The sequence below is a fragment of the Chryseomicrobium excrementi genome (assembly GCF_002798305.1).
Taxonomy (GTDB): domain Bacteria; phylum Bacillota; class Bacilli; order Bacillales_A; family Planococcaceae; genus Chryseomicrobium; species Chryseomicrobium excrementi.
In genome coordinates, this window is the sequence record NZ_PCGR01000002.1 from 701,360 (window position 1) to 717,242 (window position 15,883).

A 15,883-nucleotide genomic window follows, 5' to 3' on the forward strand; every position below is an offset into this window, starting at 1 on the left:
GTTTTTATGAACAGACTTAATGGAATATTGCCAAAGTGGTTTTTATCAGTAATCACTGTGGCCACGGTCTTTCTTATTCCCCTCGCCATCCTGTTGGTGAACGAGTGGTTGGTTCGAGATATGTTGAACATGCCTGTAACGGAGTGGATCGCATCTTTTGATAAACGATTTTTATTGAACTATGTCATCTACCTTGCTTTATTTGGAGTACTCTATATTTTACCAAGAAAGCTCTACTACACGATGAGTTTCTTAATGACTCTCGTGCTTCTAGTCTTTGGAATAGCCAACCGCTTTAAACTGGAACTTCGAAGCGCTCCGGTCACATTGGATGACTTTAGATTGTTTCGTGAAGTGACAGGGTTTGAGTTTCCTGTAGAAATCAATCTAGGAGTACTAACAGCTGGAGTAATCTTTAGCGTCATAGTGTTTGCGCTCCTTTTGTATATGCTTCCTAAGAAACGAGAGTGGTGGGGAGTTAAATTCATTGTATGTGTAGCATCTGTACTTTTCTTTTTCGTTCTCTGGACGGACCGTCCTTTTTCACCAGCACAGTATGCAGGCTTACAAAAAACGCTTTGGAAGCTTGAAGTAGGAATGAAGAATAACGGGATGCTGGCAAACTTTGTAGTGCTCGCCAAAGAATCTGAAGTGAAGCCACCTAAAGGATACTCGGAGCAAGCAATCGAGCAAGTAGTGAAGCGCTATCCAGTAGCTGATTCAACGAGCAACAACAAACCAAACGTGATCTATATCATGAGTGAATCATTCATCGATCCGTATACATTTGGAGATCAGCATTTTCAAAAAGATCCTGTTCCCAATTTTAGAAAGTACTCAGACGAATCCATTCATGGTACTATGTATAGTTCTGAGTTCGGCGGGGGCACGGCCAATGTAGAATTTGAGGCGCTGACTGGTTTTAGTATGCAGTTCATGCGTCCAGATTATGTGCCCTATCAACTCTTTCTTCATCAGCCGATTCCAGCCTTACCTTCTTTGTTTACACAAGAAGGGTATGAAGCGACAGCTATACACGGATACTTCGCTTGGTTTTATCAACGGAATGCAGTGTATAAAAACTTAGGATTTCACCAGTACATCTCCGGTGAATTTATGGATCTTGAAAAGCCTAATACGCCAGGCGGAGCCTTTCCTACAGACAAGCATATGACGGATGCCATTTTGGAAACACTGAAGTATACAAGTTCTCCTGACTTTATTCATGCCGTGTCAACAGAAGCTCACATGCCGTATGGACGGCAACAAGAATCCGAATTCGTAAAATCTGACGCATTAACAGATGAAGTGCGACCTTATTTAAATGATTATGTGGATAAAGTTCATGAGGCTGATAGAGAACTTGGTCGTTTACTGGAGGCGTTGGAATCTCAAGAAGAAGAAACAATTGTGGTGTTCTGGGGAGATCATCTCCCAAGTTTCCCAAATGGCAATGAATTATATGGACCATTAGGAACAGATCTTGCAGAAGACTGGAACGGAGACTATCAAGATTTCTTGACGATGCATAGTGTTCCATATTTCGTTTGGAGTTCAAAAGGTAGCGAGCCAAAACAGCAAAACATTTCACCAAACTTTTTGCCAGCTATAATTACTGAACTTACAGGAATCGAAGGCAATGCCATCACAGCAATCGGTCAAACTGTGATGGAAGAAGGAAACGAACGTATCCCGTTTGCACAGTGGCCAGACCAAGAGCAACCTCAAACATTAGCAATGGAAGATTTACAGCTCATTCAACATGATTGGTTACACGGAGAACGTTATATGGAGGAGCTAGTAGGTGAAGTAGCGATTCAAGAAGACTTTCATTTGGGTCTCTATGATTCTTTAGAAATTATCGAATCAACTGTAACTGAAACAAATTATGAATGGGTACTTCAGGGGGCGCCTAAGTATACAAAAGTTGTTGTAAATGGTGAGCCTACAGAATCTTTTGGATGGCAGCGACTTGAACCCGGACTTTCCAAATTCACGGTACCACTTGATCAATTGTCAAAAGGGGATCAAATACAATTTATCGTATACAATTCTCGTGGTGGCGAATTGATGAAATCGAAAACAGTAGAACTAGAGAAATAGGAGAGGTCACATGAAACCAATCAAAAAAGCAATTATTCCGGCAGCAGGGCTGGGCACTCGTTTTTTACCAGCTACAAAAGCTACGCCAAAGGAAATGCTGCCTATCATAGATAAACCGATGATTCAATATATCGTCGAAGAAGCTATTGCTTCTGGAATTGAAGATATTCTAATCGTAACCGGCAAAAACAAACGTGCCATTGAAGACCACTTCGATCATTCATTTGAACTCGAAAGTCATTTAGAAGAAAAACAAAAGCTTCAAGAGTTATTTGACGTGCGTCAATCAGGAAATGTAGAAATTCATTACATTCGTCAAAAAGAGCCGAAGGGCCTTGGTCATGCAGTATGGTGTGCCCGTAAATTTATCGGAGACGAACCATTCGCAGTACTGCTAGGTGATGACATTATCGATGCAGAGATACCTGGCTTGAAACAGTTGATCAATCACTACGATCAAACAGGAGCGTCTGTTGTAGCAATTCAAGAAGTTCCAGCGAACGAAACAAACCGGTATGGAATCATTGAATACAAAGAACAGCAAGGCAAGGTGTATAAGGTAGATGGAATGATTGAAAAACCACAACCTGGCACTACGGATTCGCGTATGGCCATCATGGGACGCTATATTTTAACTTCTGAAATCTTTGGGATATTAGACCAACAAAAAGTGGGGGCTGGTGGCGAAGTCCAATTGACTGACGCTATCGAGCAGCTCCTCTACTCCCAAGATGTCTATGGCTATGCGTTCGAAGGAAAACGCTATGATGTAGGGGAGAAACTAGGATTTGTAAAAACGACGATTGATTTAGCATTGAAACGTCCCGATTTGAAAGACGATGTTCTTGCTTATCTTCAAGAAGTTTTACAAGACAAGAAGGCTCGCACATGAACAAAGAATTACTGCGATTTATAGCTGTAGGAATTTTTAATACACTGCACTATTTTGGATGGTTTGTGCTATTTACGGAATTGGTAGGGCTTCACTATGTTCCTTCACACTGGATTGCTTTTATCATCAGCATGGTTGGCTCGTACTTTTTAAATACATTATTCACTTATAGAGCCCGCGTTTCGTGGCGCTCTTTCTTTCAGTTTCCACTTGTTTATGTGGTACAAATCATCATCTCAACAGGACTCATCATCGTCTTTACCGACTGGTTAGGCGTCAATGAGAAAATTAGTTCGTTACTAGCTTCCGTTGGAACAATTCCATTTACATTTGTACTGTCTCGTAAAATTCTAAAAAGCAATTAGATCGAGGGGAACTTTATGCACTTTAGTGACAATCAACAGCTCAACGAAGAAAAACGTCAATCACTCTATAAGCGAACACTATGGATTGTGGTGTTTTCTCAATTCTTTGGTGGGGCAGGTCTCGCAGCAGGAATTACAGTCGGTGCTTTAATTGCACGTGATGTATTCGGCTTGACTACACTTACTGGTCTGCCAGCGGCTTTGTTCACTTTAGGTTCAGCGGCAACGGCATTCACTATTGGCCGTCTAACACAGAAAATAGGTAGACGAATTGGACTTGGAAGTGGCTTTTTACTAGGTGGAATCGGGGCTATTGGTGTCATCGTAGGAACTGCTATGGAGTGGGTACCTGTATTTTTTACAGCACTCTTTGTATATGGAGCAGGTACTGCAACCAACTTACAAGCGCGTTATGCGGGAACAGATCTTGCGAAACCAAATCAACGAGGAAAAGCAGTGAGTACGGCGCTAGTGGCTACAACTGTTGGAGCCGTAGCAGGCCCAAATCTAGTTGAACCGATGGGACAAGTGGCGTTAGCTATTGGGCTCCCAGCACTAACAGGTCCATTTATACTTGCTGCTGTTGCCTACATACTTGCGGGAGTCGTCTTATTTGTAGGATTGCGACCAGATCCATTTTTAGTTGCTCAAGAGCTTTCTGCAGCGACTCCTATTGCAAAGGATGCAATTGAAGAACGGACTTCCATGATTGGTGTCTATTTAGCAGGAGCAGTGCTAGTCATTACACAATTCGTGATGGTTGCCATCATGACCATGACGCCTATTCATATGGAAGGACACGGAGCAGCATTAAAGGCAGTCGGGGTAGTGATAAGCCTACATGTAGCTGCCATGTATCTGCCTTCTCTAGTAACAGGTGTCATCGTTGACCGCGTAGGACGAATTCCTATGGTGCTTGCCTCAAGTGTCACTTTAGGGGCTGCAGGCTTGTTGACACTCCAAGCTTCAGGAGACAATCTAATAGAGATGATTATTCCTCTTGTACTTTTAGGTGTTGGGTGGAATTTTGGACTGATTGCAGGAACATCTTTACTGATCGATTCGACAAGCTTAGCTGTAAGAGCTCGCTATCAAGGAACACTGGATGTGTTGGTGGCAATCTCAGGTACTTTAGGAAGTTTGACTTCAGGCATCGTGGTGGGGTTATTTAGCTATGGAGATCTTGGGATTGTTGGGATGTGCTTAGCCTTGCTCCTTGTGCCAGGCATCTGGGTGTATAAACAGAGACGGTGATTCCCGAATACCAGGAGATGGTGTATGATGGAGAAAGTGAATTTAACTGCTCGGAGGCACGTCCATGTTATTCAATTCGTTTGAATTTATATTTGTTTTTTTACCAATTGTCTTTGTACTTTATTTTGCACTAAATAAAATTCATCCAACTGGTGGGATGCTGCTGCTTTTAGCAGCATCTTTGTTTTTCTATGCATGGTGGAATCCGGCTTATTTAAGTCTTTTAGTCGCTTCTGTTCTCGTCAATTATTCCGTAGGCACAGCAATGATGAAGAAGACGCGTCATCGGAAACGGTTGTTAACCGTAGGGATCTTCTTTAATGTAGGCCTACTAGGCTATTTCAAATACACGGATTTCTTTATAGAAAATGTGAATGCTCTTGTAGGAACAAACTTTCAACTGTTGCACCTCTTACTGCCGCTAGCTATAAGCTTTTATACATTCCAACAAATCGCCTATCTCGTCGATATCTATAAAGGAAAGGTTGAAGACAACCGGTTTATCAACTATGCGGTGTTCGTTTCTTTCTTTCCTCAGTTGATTGCGGGACCGATCGTCCACCACAGTGAAGTGATGGGACAATTTTCAGACTCTAGTAAAAAACGCATACATGCAGAAAATATCGCAAAAGGATTGTTCATTTTCTCTTTAGGATTATTTAAGAAAGTGGCAATCGCAGATACGTTTGCAGTGTGGGCAAATGAAGGTTATTCAAATGTGGACGCACTGACAGGATCTGAAGCTTGGATGACATCTTTGGCCTATACATTCCAATTGTATTTTGATTTTAGTGGCTATAGCGATATGGCTATTGGACTTGCGTTACTATTCAATATCGCATTGCCGATCAACTTTAACTCACCCTATAAAGCTGTATCAATTCAAGATTTTTGGAGACGCTGGCATATTACCCTGTCGCGCTTCTTGACGGCCTACCTGTATATTCCACTAGGAGGAAGCCGGAAGTCGATTCCAAGAACCTACGTCAACATTTTTATTATCTTTTTTGTCAGTGGAATTTGGCATGGAGCTGGCTGGACATTTGTGATTTGGGGAGTTCTGCACGGACTAGCGATGATTGTGCATAGGTTCTGGTCTCAAAGAGGATTCAGACTTCCGACACTTGTTGCTTGGTTCGTCACGTTCCAGTTTGTCAATGCGACTTGGGTCTTTTTCCGGGCGTTGACCGTTGAAGACGCTTTAGTGGTATTGAGTAAGATGACCGACATTTCATCACTTACAGCACCACTCACCCTCTTTTCATCTCAACCATCTGAGCTAGCAATCTATACACTAGGAGCAGCACTTGTTGCCTTCTTTGTGAAGAACTCATTTGCTTGGATGCAAGATTTAAAGCCAAATCCGGCGTATGCAATTGTTGCGGGTGGAATGTTTTTGTATGTGGCTTTGAAGCTCCAGCAAGTGTCGGAGTTCTTATACTTCAATTTCTAGAAAAGGAGAGTTTTCATGAATTACCGTTTTTTTATAGGCATCTTCATGATCATGGCACTGCTGCCACTAGTCGTCATTGGCTCCTTTTCTTACTGGATTGATCCACTTTGGAGCTTTTCTCACAAACACGCCTATAACGACGTGCAAGCCGTCATAGACGAGCGTCAGCAAAAAGTGAATGAGTTGTATTTTGGAAATCCAGATTACGACACACTGTTGATTGGGAGTAGTCGTACGACTTATGTACCTGCAGATGCGTTTCAAGAAATGGATGTCTACAATTTCTCAGCTAGCGATTTGTCCTTCCTAGAATACCGCCCGATGATTGAATTTGCGCAAAAGCAAAATGACAAGCCGTTCGAGCGAATCATTCTAGGTGTTGACTTCTTTAAAAGCAGTATCTATCAAAGCGAGAATGCGGTGGACTTAGCTCCATACATCGAGACTGCAAAAGAGCCTTTTTACCGCTGGAAAAACTTGATTTCTCTTGACGTGTTGGATTATTCAAAACGCAATTATGAGTGGTCGAAGGAAGATGCTAGAAAAGCATTGCGGCAGTACAATCGCGATAATATTGCAGAGGCAAAAGTATTTGAACAAGCTACTATTGAAAAAGAGACTAAGGCAAAGATCCAGAAGTTTCGTACGGAATTCTACGGAGAGCATTATAAATATGATCCACGTTTGAAAGAGGAACTTCTCGCTATTCAACAGGCATATCCTGATGCGGAACTGATTGTCTTCACAACTCCAATATCGACGCCCTTATACGAAGCTTTGATTGAAGAAGGGAACTTCGATGATTACGAACGTTGGCTAGCAGATATCGAAAGTGCATCGGATGTTGTCTACCATTTCATGTACCCTAATGCAGTGACGAATGATCTGTCCAATTACTTCGACGGACATCACTTCTATCCAAAGGTCGGTGCCAAAATCGCGCATACGATTAGTACTGGAAAAGTCGAAGGAGATTTTGGGGAAGTAATAAAAAAGGAAACGTCACAAGGGTCTAAGTAACTGTATCGGTTCGAAATAAAAAAATCGCTCCCTAGATATGCAGGGAGCGATTTTTTTATGGTTGTTCTTCAGTTTCAGCTTCCGAATCGGGCACTCCATCACCATCCAAATCTTCAGATGCGGTAGGTCGTGTGTACGTGTAACCTGGGAGCTCTAAATGACTCTTTAACATTTCCTTTGTGTTCTCAAGTTCGGCTTCATCTAATTGCCAATAGTACGTACCTGTTGACATATCATCATAGCCAGCAATTGAAATCGTTTCAATATCGGGCACACCATTGTTCAAGTATTTTAAGAAAGACATCATATCATCAAATGTTAAATCTGTTCGTATGTTATCTCCAAGTGCTTCAATGACATCTCCATATTTCCCAAAGGATTGAACAGATGCAGCACGTCTGATTAAAGATTCAAGGATTTTCTGTTGACGTTTGCCTCGCTCAATATCGTTGTCCAGTTTACGAGTACGGGCAAGAGCCAGTGCTTCTCGACCGTCGAGTAGCTGTCGACCTTTCTCTAGTTGAATCGTATACTCATCATTTTCATCCAGCTCTAAATGATCATAGGGAACATCTACAACTACGCCATCTAACGCATCCACTACGTCGATGAAGGCTTCAAAATTCATTCGAACATAATAATCGATAGGAATATCAAGTAAATTTTCAACTGATTCAATCGCCGCTATAGTTCCTCCATAAGCATGGGCATGTGTGATTTTGTCGTTATACCCTACTTCAGGAATATAGGTATAGGTATCACGTGGAATACTGACCAGCTTTACAGATTTATCTGCATTGTTTAAGGTGGCTACCATCAAAGAGTCGGAGCGGCTGTTACCATCCCCAAATTCCCTTTTCTCACTTTCGTCAATTCCTATTAATAAGATAGAAACATTATCTTCAAGCGGTTCTACATCTTCTTCACGTAGATCTGATCCAGACTCACGGTCCTCAAGTTGCTCAAAACTATTATTGGCAGCAACTTCGGCTTTTTTACCAAGGTACACTGCGTACGTAGCAGATAAGATAAGAAATGACCCTATAATAATTAGGATACTATATAAGAATTTGCGTTTTTTGGATTTTTTCGTCTTCCGAATTTCGGAACGTTGCATAGGTCATTCCCTCTTTTGTATAAAAATTTAATGGGATACAGTCATCAATTATACTACTCAGGTGTGCTGATGAACAGAATAGAATCTCATTTTATTATGTTTTTTTATTAATTTTTTAAAAATTGAAACATTTGTATAATTTCCAAGTATAATGAAAGCAATGAACTTATGAAGGGGCGTCGTGAATGAAAGGAATGAAGCTGAGCATCATTTTTGTATTGTTAGCATCTCTGCTAGGACCTCTTAAACCTGCTGAAGCCGCTGCACCAACCGCACATACTGAGGAATGGTCGTTCTTATGGGAACAGAGAATTGTACTGGATAGTGAGATGAATCGTGATTGGAAGCAAGCCATTACTCGGATGGACGCGGTGATCTATTTAGCACGAGCGCTTAAACTAGAGAAGCCTGTAGTTCCTGCAGAGGAAACTTTATCTGAAGAGGCGGCCGGTGAAGTGGTCTCAGAAGATGTGGTGGACGAAACAACAACGGAAGAAGGTCAGGAGCCGTCAAATGAAGAAGCTACTGAAAGCGACGAAACCATAACCGATGAATCCGAAACGGAACAAAATGTGGAAGAATCCGAACAAACAATTGATACTTCAACTGGTGAAGTAACACAACCAACTGAAGAAGGTACCTCTGAAGAACAACAAGACCAGCAAACTGTATCTCAAGAAACGATTGCTGCTCTTCAAGCTGAAAGCTCTCTGTTTTCGGACGTGTCTATGGATGACGAAAATTACTGGATGATTGTAGAACTCCATAAACGTGGCATTATCAGTGGGTATCCAGATGGAACATTCCGTCCTAAAAAGGAACTAAATCGTGCGGACATGGCACGGGTCATCACACTAACATTTAATTTAACTGGGACAGCAGGCACTGTGTTTAGTGATGTGTCCACTAAAGCGTATTACTATGATGCTGTGCAAAGCATGGTTGCCAATGAGATTACGGTCGGATATCCAGATCATACATATCGGCCAAAAGTTGCTACGACTCATGAACATGTTCTGTTATTTATTGCACGGACAATGGAACCTTTATTCCGAGTGAAAGCAGAACCATTGCCACCACCACCACCGCCTCCTGCACCAAAACCAGTGGTATGTGAAAAGAAGATGTCTATACCTCACCGGAAAATCGGGGTTCAAGCAGCGAATTTTTGGAAGAAACCAAATCAAACGCGTATCGTAGATGCTCCAGCCTCTGTTAATCCAACAGATTTGCGCAGGTGGTCTGCATCTTTGACTGAAAACCAGAGCTGGTGGCTGGTCAACTACACAGACACTCAGGCATTATACGGAGACACAGTTACAGTTTCTGCAGTGAATGGCGATTGGTATAAAGTAGCCACTAAAGATCAGTGGGTTCCTTACAATGCCGCAGGTTATCCTGGTTGGGTTCCTGCTTCACAGATAGTGAAATCGTATTATGATTATAGTGACTGCCGCATTGCCATCGTCCACGCCAAGACCACTTGGTTAAAAGACGCTGGAACAAACAAAAATACCGTAGAAATCAGTTATTCGACGATTCTTCCTGTAATTGGAGAAGAGACGAACAATTGGATTGTAGCAGCTCCAAATGACAAAAAGATGCGCGTTGCAAAAACGGATGTGAAAGTTCACAAGAACTATGCAGCGGTTCCTAAACCATCTGCTACAACTGTCATTAATGAAGCCAAACGATTCCTAGGTCTTCGCTATATTTGGTCTGGAACGTCTGCTTATGGATTTGACTGTTCTGGTATTTTATATGCGATTATGCGAACACATGGTGTGTTGATTCCCCGTGACTCCTTCTATCAAGCGACTAAGGGAACTTGGATTTCAAAATCCAGTCTTCGAGCAGGAGACTTTGTATTCTTTGCAGGAAATTCAGGTACCGGTAAGGTATATCATGTGGGACTTTACTTAGGTGATGGCATGATGCTTCATGCACCGAATGCAAGTAGTTCAGTGAGAATTGAGCGCTATGATAACGGAGCTTATAAACGAAACTATCACTCAGCACGACGTTATATCCAATAAACTAGCAAAAGAGGTTAGGACAAAACCTAGCAAAAAGGAGTTTCTCGTCGTCTCGAGAAACTCCTTTTCTGTATATTCTTTTGAGTTCAGGGGAAGCGTTCCGCGGGCGCGGGCTGATCCACGGTCTCAGCTTCCGCTTTTAATCCCGCTGGAGTCACCCCTGAACTCTTCTTTAAATGTAACTGTCTATACTAATTTTGATGAAACATATTGGTTTTGTCCTAAACACTTCTTGCGTGAAGCCATTGCTCAATTTCACCCGTAGGTAGCGGTCTCGCATAATAATAGCCTTGAATTGTTTTGCAGCCGATTGCTTGGAGAAGCTGCAGCTGCGCTTCAGTTTCAACCCCTTCGACCACGACTTTAATATTCAAAAGGCTCGCTAAATCCACAATTGTTTTTACAATACCTAGGCTTTTCCGGTTGGACTCTATATCTAAAATGAACTGTCGATCTATCTTTACTTCATCAATGGCAAAATGCTGTAAGTAGATGAACGCTGAGAATCCTGTTCCAAAATCATCTATACTGACTTTAAACCCCAGTTCATGAAGGTCTGTAATGCGTTTTTGAGCAGCTAAGTAGTCACCCATAGCTACATTTTCTGTAATTTCGATAATAAATTGCTGCGGTGCTACTTGATACGTACGTAGACATTTCTTTAAAAAAGGAAGCAGCTTTTCGTGCAAGAAGTGACGAGGTGAAATATTAATCGAGAGAGTACAGGTGGTGATACCTTGTATGGACCAACTTTCTAGCTGTTGAAAAGCTTGTTCGATTACCCATTCTCCAATAGGGAGAATGAGACCAGTAGATTCTGCATGTTGAATGAACTCAATAGGGGGAATGATTCCTTTTTCCGGATGTCGCCACCTGATCAATGCCTCGAATCCTTCAACCTCCCCAGATACGCAGTTGACCTGTGGCTGATAATACAAACTGAACTCATTCATATCGAGTCCCTTTCGTAAGTTGAACTCCGTGTGTAGGATATCTTTTGTCTGTTCTTTCATAAAAGGATTAAAAATCGAGCTGATACTTTGAGAACCCATCTTCTTGCCGTGACTCAAAGCTATTTGGGCACTTTGCAAACAATGCTGTGCAGATTCCCCATGAACAGGATAATCGGATCTTCCAAAGCTATAACTGACATAGACTTCTTGTCCTTTGATTAAGAGAGGTTTTTTGATTTCCTTAAGCTTGTCTTCAAAAACGGCCCGTTCCGGTAATTCCAAATAGAGAATAAAATGATCAATCGCAAGTCGTGCTACACAATTTGGTTTAGTGAACTGTTCATCGAGCCGTTTCGCAATCTCACGTAAAACATCTTCACCTCCATCAAATCCGAGAACTTCTTGAATGGTGGCAAATTGATCGATAATCAGATAGATAAATGTCCCATGTTGAGTTTGAGTCAGTCGTTTAGAGACGGTATCTAGAAACGCATTTTGGTTAGGGAGACCAGTGATCTGATCGACAAACGCTAGTTCTTTAATGCGGTCCTCGGCTTCAATCCGGTATATGCGCTCATATAAAAATGCTACCATATCCGCTAATGTTCCTACCAAGGTTTGGTCCAATTCGGTCCAAACGCGTTTTGTGAAAGATTCACAGCAAAGAACACCGCCAATGCCTGAGCTCATCATGATTGGTGCATCCAGCATTGAACGGATGCCTCCCATTCCCTCAAAGTAGGAAGGATACATTTCAGCGACTCTAGGGTCGGTAGCCACATCATGGATGGCTAACGCACGAGCGCTCTGGACGGCCTCAAAATAGGTAGGGTAATGAATATCATCTACTTGATCACCGACTAGATGTTCCGCATAGCGAGAATCGAAAATATTTTGTGCTTCCAGAATAGATTGGGAGGTGTTAAATAACCAAATACCAACGCGCTCTACTTGAATCAATTGAGAGATTGTCTCACAAGCACTCTCAATCGTTTCCTTTAGAGATTCTTTGGTGATAGTTCTTGATTTAGCGAGTTCAAATAACTTCATCTGCTGACTGCGCATGCTAGCTTCAATTTCAATTATAGACCGAAGTGCTTTTTCTTCATGGGCCGTAAATACAGCAAAATGATTGCCGCTTGGTGTATGTCCCATAGTCACTTCATAGAGTGCTTGATTGATGACAAGCTGAAACGGCGCAAAATCTGACGTGTTGGATTTCTTCCAAATGATTTGTTCCTCATTAGTAGTAAGGTAGGTAAAAAGAGCTGTTCGATCTAGGAGGGGGCTGAGCTGTTCTTTTGTTCTGTCAATATGAAGTACGGCAATGGTTTGTCCCAATTTTGCCCCTCCTTCCGTTACTATTTGTATCATAAACATACCATATATAATGGAAACTAGCATGGAGTTTTTTCAAACAAATGTAAAAAATCCAGCCACGAAAAGTGACTGGATAGCTGTTAGGCTTCTTCACTGATAATAACGTTTTTTCCTCTCATACGTAGGATAAGTGGGATTACTAGCCAGAGTAACGTAATTACCAAGAAAGTTAAAGATAATGGGTTCGTAATGAAGATACTAAAGTCTCCATTTGAAATGGTCAAAGCACGACGCATATTGTTCTCAATCATAGGACCTAATACTAATGCTAGAACCAGCGGAGCAAGAGGATAATCATGTTTCGCAAGTAAGTAACCAAAAACACCACAGCCAATAAGTAGCAGTAAATCAAACGTCGTGTATTGTACGGCGTATACACCGAATACGGATATAGCAATGATTAAAGGCAATAAATATTTTTTCGGTGTTTCGATGATTTTCGCGAAAATTCGCACCATCGGCATATTTAATATCAACAGCATCAAGTTTCCTAAGAACATGCTTGCAATCAAGCCCCAAGCAACTTGAGGGTGTTCTTCAAATAACAAAGGGCCTGGCTGGATGTTGTACATGATGAAGGCACCCATCAAGATGGCCGTTGTACCTGACCCGGGAATTCCAAGTGTCAAAAGTGGGATCATGGCGCCACCAGAAGCTGCGTTGTTAGCTGATTCTGGACCTGCCACTCCGGCAATGTTTCCTTTACCAAATGAATCTGGGTTTTTACTTAGTTTCTTCTCGGAAATATAAGAAAAGAAGGAAGCAAGCGTTGCTCCTGCTCCTGGTAGAACACCAAGGAAAAATCCTAAAATAGAAGAACGACCAATGGGTCCGGCACTTTGTTTCAGATCCGATTTTGTTGGAAGTATTCGAGTGATTTTCGCGACAGGCTCATCGTGCGTTTCTTTTTCAAAGATAGTCTTGAATACTTCACCGAGTGCAAAGAGACCAACTGCAATAGTTAAAAATTCGATTCCACTAAATAAGATAGGGGAGTCGTATGTGAAACGAGCAATTCCAGAGACTGCGTCGATACCGATAGTTCCAAGCATCAGACCGACAACCGTCATGATCAAAGCTTTTGTTACTGATTTTCCAGCGAGACCACTAACTGCAGCCAACCCAAGAAGCATCAGTGAAAAGTAATCAGCTGGACCGAAATCAATTGCGATTTTGGAAAGTGGTTGTGCTAGTAGCACTAATCCGATCAAAGAGACAATACCTGCAACAAATGAGCCGATTGCCGCAATAGCAAGGGCCGCTCCAGCACGTCCTTGGCGAGCCATCTGATAGCCATCTAACGTAGTCACAACAGAAGAGGATTCACCTGGAGTGTTTAACAAGATGGAAGTAGTAGATCCTCCATACATAGCACCATAGTAAACTCCGGCCAATAATATAATGGAGCTAGTCGCTGCCATTTCAACAGGTAAACCAGAAGTCAGTGTAGCTGTAATCGGAATTAGTAGAGCGACCCCACTCATCGGTCCAATACCAGGGAGTACGCCCACAGCTGTTCCAATGACTACACCAAGAAGTGCAAAAAGAATATTATGCCACTGAAAGGCAACTAAAAATCCATTGAGTAAGTAATCAAGTGTTCCCATCTTGTTTCACCATCCTAAACTGGGAATCCTGGTAAAGATCCGCCTAAAATATTTACATAACCGTAATAAATGATTCCTGAAAACGCCGCTGCAATGACAACTGTAGGGAGCCATTTTCCGCGCTCCAAGGTCTGAAATGCAATGACTAAAAAGACAAAAGTTGTAATCACATATCCAAACGGTTCAAGTAACAAAACGTATCCAATAGCAGCACCTAATATAATCAAAAAACGTTTGTACTGTGGAGAGTCTGATTCGTCTTCAGCTGTTTTAATGGACTTGGCTTTAAAACTTTGGAATATGAGTAGTGCACTCAAAACTATGAGTGATGCACCTAATCCCATAGGGAAGATCTTTGGTCCGACAGATGACCCGTAAGCACTGTCCGAGATTTTAAGAGCTTCTGTAAAGAACAGAACACCGATGATAAAAAATACGAAGCTTGCGATTCGGTCAAAACGTAGTGTCATAACGTATACCTCCATAAATGACGCGTGCGAGCATTTGCATGCCCGCACCATGTCTTATTTCTGCATATCTAATGCTGTTAAGATTTCCGTGATGACTTGTTCTTGCTCTTCTAAGAAAGCAGTGAAGTCTTCACCAGCACGGTATTCATCAGCCCAACCGTTGCGCTCAAGCTCGGCTTTCCATTCTTCGCTTTTCACCATTTCATCCAGTTTTTCTTCCCAGTAGGCTTTAGCAGTGTCCGACATGTTCTTCGGACCGAAAAGTCCGCGCCAAATCGTGAACTCTGCATCAATACCTAAGTCGTAAAGTGTCGGTACATCTTCAAGGCCTTCAAGTTCGAGTTTCTCAGGAGACGTGACAGCTAAAACGCGCACATCGCCGCTCTTTACATAAGAAGTTACTGTCGATACGTCTGTTCCAATAGCATCTGCGTTTGATCCGAGTAGAGCTGCCATCGCTTCGCCACCGCCGTCATACGAAACATACTTTGCAGATTTTGGATCAATTCCGTATTCGTATGCAGGTAAGATTGTGAGTAAGTGGTCCATAGAACCTGGAGCCGATCCACCTGCTAATGTGATCGATGAAGGATCTTCTTTAATTGCATCTAGTAAATCCGTCAATGTTTTGTAAGGAGAGTCTTCTTTGACCACGATAGCTCCGAAGTCTTTTGTTAGCTGTGCAAGTGGTGTTGTATCTTTGTACCCATATGGGCTGTTTCCTTCAGCTTTTAAATTGTTGATTAAAATTGGTGGTGACTTCACCATCAACATGTGGTCGTTTTCAGCTTCTTTAGTGGCATACGTAGCCATGAAGACCGCACCGCCGCCACCAGGTTGGTTTTCAACTGTGATGGCTTTATCAATCAGTTTCGTTTCATTCATAACTTTACTAATAGCACGGGCTGTGAGATCCCATCCACCACCTGCACCAGATGGCGCAACGATTGTTAAGTTGTTTTTAGGATAATCAGATGGTTCTTTGCCAGATGCTGCGTTCTCCCCATTTGAACAGGCTGCTAAGCTGACCAGTAGTGCGGCACTTGCCGCTAGTGTTGCAAGTTTTTTTGCAAGTTTCATTTTCATTTCCCCCTTTTTGTAAAGCGCTTTCATTTGCTTTAGGTAAGAGTAAATGATTTTTAGAAAATTGAATATATTCGGAACATACTCTCCATTTTTTTCGTTTTGTGCATTTTGTTCAATTGTGTTCACGAAAAAACCCCTCTCCTTCAC

At 42.1% G+C, this 15,883-nt stretch carries 12 protein-coding genes; 7 read left to right on the forward strand and 5 right to left on the reverse strand.

Annotation, left to right across the window (positions count from 1 at the left end; translation table 11 throughout):
- The first annotated feature begins 6 nt into the window (after positions 1–6).
- The 6 genes from CQS04_RS08060 to CQS04_RS08085 all read left to right on the forward strand — a co-directional run bounded on the left by CQS04_RS08060 (position 7) and on the right by CQS04_RS08085 (position 7,087).
- Positions 7–2,103: an LTA synthase family protein gene (locus tag CQS04_RS08060; RefSeq protein WP_165775497.1), complete on the forward strand. Its 2,097-nt coding sequence runs from the start codon at positions 7–9 to the stop codon at positions 2,101–2,103.
- A 10-nt stretch (positions 2,104–2,113) separates the two neighbouring features.
- Positions 2,114–2,995 (forward strand): UTP--glucose-1-phosphate uridylyltransferase GalU, encoded by an 882-nt coding sequence (gene galU / locus CQS04_RS08065; RefSeq protein ID WP_100353646.1) that lies wholly within the window; start codon positions 2,114–2,116, stop codon positions 2,993–2,995.
- Complete coding sequence (locus tag CQS04_RS08070; protein WP_100353647.1) at positions 2,992–3,360, forward strand: GtrA family protein; 369 nt, start codon at positions 2,992–2,994, stop codon at positions 3,358–3,360. Before galU ends, CQS04_RS08070 begins: the two co-directional genes overlap by 4 nt.
- A 15-nt stretch (positions 3,361–3,375) precedes the next feature.
- On the forward strand, positions 3,376–4,614 hold the full coding sequence (locus tag CQS04_RS08075) for an MFS transporter (RefSeq protein ID WP_100353648.1): 1,239 nt from the start codon (positions 3,376–3,378) through the stop codon (positions 4,612–4,614).
- 64 nt (positions 4,615–4,678) lie between these two features.
- Entirely contained in the window at positions 4,679–6,067 is a 1,389-nt protein-coding gene (locus CQS04_RS08080; RefSeq protein ID WP_100353649.1) for an MBOAT family O-acyltransferase, read from the forward strand.
- A 15-nt stretch (positions 6,068–6,082) separates the two neighbouring features.
- Positions 6,083–7,087, forward strand: a complete 1,005-nt coding sequence (locus tag CQS04_RS08085) for a hypothetical protein (protein WP_100353650.1) — start codon at positions 6,083–6,085, stop codon at positions 7,085–7,087.
- Positions 7,088–7,142: 55 nt separating this feature from the next.
- On the opposite strand, the gene CQS04_RS08090 is transcribed toward CQS04_RS08085, so the two are convergent.
- Positions 7,143–8,204: an LCP family protein gene (locus tag CQS04_RS08090; protein WP_100353651.1), complete on the reverse strand. Its 1,062-nt coding sequence runs from the start codon at positions 8,202–8,204 to the stop codon at positions 7,143–7,145.
- A 185-nt stretch (positions 8,205–8,389) separates the two neighbouring features.
- On the opposite strand from CQS04_RS08090, the gene CQS04_RS08095 reads away from it, so the two are divergent.
- On the forward strand, positions 8,390–10,240 hold the full coding sequence (locus CQS04_RS08095; RefSeq protein ID WP_100353652.1) for an NlpC/P60 family protein: 1,851 nt from the start codon (positions 8,390–8,392) through the stop codon (positions 10,238–10,240).
- A gap of 221 nt (positions 10,241–10,461) precedes the next feature.
- Here CQS04_RS08095 and CQS04_RS08100 read toward each other — a convergent pair whose 3' ends face one another.
- The 4 genes from CQS04_RS08100 to CQS04_RS08115 form a co-directional block, all read right to left on the reverse strand.
- Positions 10,462–12,534, reverse strand: a complete 2,073-nt coding sequence (locus tag CQS04_RS08100; protein ID WP_165775498.1) for a putative bifunctional diguanylate cyclase/phosphodiesterase — start codon at positions 12,532–12,534, stop codon at positions 10,462–10,464.
- Positions 12,535–12,653: 119 nt separating this feature from the next.
- Positions 12,654–14,180 carry a tripartite tricarboxylate transporter permease gene (locus tag CQS04_RS08105; protein WP_100353654.1) on the reverse strand — a complete coding sequence of 509 codons (1,527 nt, stop codon included), beginning with the start codon at positions 14,178–14,180 and terminating at the stop codon, positions 12,654–12,656.
- Positions 14,181–14,194: 14 nt separating this feature from the next.
- Positions 14,195–14,650: a tripartite tricarboxylate transporter TctB family protein gene (locus CQS04_RS08110; protein WP_100353655.1), complete on the reverse strand. Its 456-nt coding sequence runs from the start codon at positions 14,648–14,650 to the stop codon at positions 14,195–14,197.
- 54 nt (positions 14,651–14,704) lie between these two features.
- Complete coding sequence (locus CQS04_RS08115) at positions 14,705–15,730, reverse strand: tripartite tricarboxylate transporter substrate binding protein (protein WP_100353827.1); 1,026 nt, start codon at positions 15,728–15,730, stop codon at positions 14,705–14,707.
- Between the last annotated feature and the right edge of the window lie 153 nt (positions 15,731–15,883).